The 1,121-nt window shown below is 69.9% G+C and carries 1 protein-coding gene and 1 pseudogene; one reads left to right on the top strand and one right to left on the bottom strand.

All coding sequences use genetic code 11. The features are described from left to right. Positions 1–204 precede the first annotated feature (204 nt). Positions 205–843, bottom strand: a complete 639-nt coding sequence (locus ACLN58_RS22450) for a histidine phosphatase family protein (RefSeq protein ID WP_415857416.1) — start codon at positions 841–843, stop codon at positions 205–207. Positions 844–926: 83 nt separating this feature from the next. On the opposite strand from ACLN58_RS22450, the pseudogene ACLN58_RS22445 reads away from it, so the two are divergent. After that, positions 927–1,121 (top strand): annotated as a pseudogene (locus ACLN58_RS22445) (MarR family transcriptional regulator); the annotation flags it as partial.

Here is a 1,121-nt window from a genome sequence, read left to right as displayed (position 1 = left end):
GGGGTGGCGGACGTGGACGGCGTCGCCGACGAGGACGCCGACGTCGAGACCGACGGCGAGGGCGACGGTGTGCCGCCCTGCGACGAGAGCCCGATCACGGCCGCGACGATTCCGCCCGCCGCGAGGACGCCGACGCCGCTGAGGACGATCGTGCGAGTGCGTGAGACCACAGGTCAATTCTGTCGCATGCGGCGACGAGGTGCGTCACACAATCGCTGAACCCTCCCACGTCTCGACCGTCCAGCCCTCTGCGGACGAGCCCGTGAGCACCACGATTCCGGTGTTCGCGAGGTTCTGGGCGGCCGCGAAGTCCGCCCCCAGATTCACGGCGTGGCGCCCGCACCAGGCCCGGATCATGGCCCCGTGGCTCACGATCGCGACCACCGCTCGGGGCGTCTCGGCACGCAACGCGGCGAGCTCCGCGGCCACCGCCTCCGCCTCTTCGATGACGGCGTTGAACCGCGCGTAGACGTCGGAGCACGCCTCGCCGCCGTCGAGCCGTGCGTCGTGATGACCGCGCATCCAGGCCTCGAGCACCCCGTGGTACGCGACGATGGACTCGGCATCCGAGCGCATCTCGAGGCATCCGGCCGCGATCTCGCGCAGGCCCTCGCGGACGGCCACCTCGAGCCCGAGCGCGTCGGCGAGGGGAGCGGCCGTGAGCTGGGCGCGGTGGAGGTTCGAGGCGAAGAGGGCGCCGATCTGTTCACTCGCGAGCGCCGCGACGAGGGCCGCGGCCTGCTGGAGCCCGAGTTCGGTCAGTCCCGGTCCGGGAGCCCCGGTGTCGAGGGCTCGGATCACGTTGGACGGCGTCTGGCCGTGGCGGATGAGAAGGAGCCTCACCCCCTCATGGTAAAGGCCCAGACGGTGTGAGTTCGCTCTCAAGGGATTGTCGTTAGGGTACCTAACATTTAGGATTCCTAAGTATGAACGATCAGGAGCTCGCGGACCTTGCCGATCGCTATCGGACCACCCTGCGCCTCGCCGTCTACGTGTCCCGCCGCCTCGACGGCGTGACCGGCCTCTCGACCACTGCGCTCAGCATCCTCAACATGGTCGCCGGAGGGGGCCTCCGCGTGGGAGTCATCGCCGAGAACCTCGGCGTGCGGGTCCCCTCCGCG

This window comes from Sinomonas sp. G460-2, assembly GCF_047759905.1.
Lineage (GTDB): Bacteria > Actinomycetota > Actinomycetes > Actinomycetales > Micrococcaceae > Sinomonas.
This window is presented reverse-complemented; position numbering and strand designations above follow the sequence as displayed.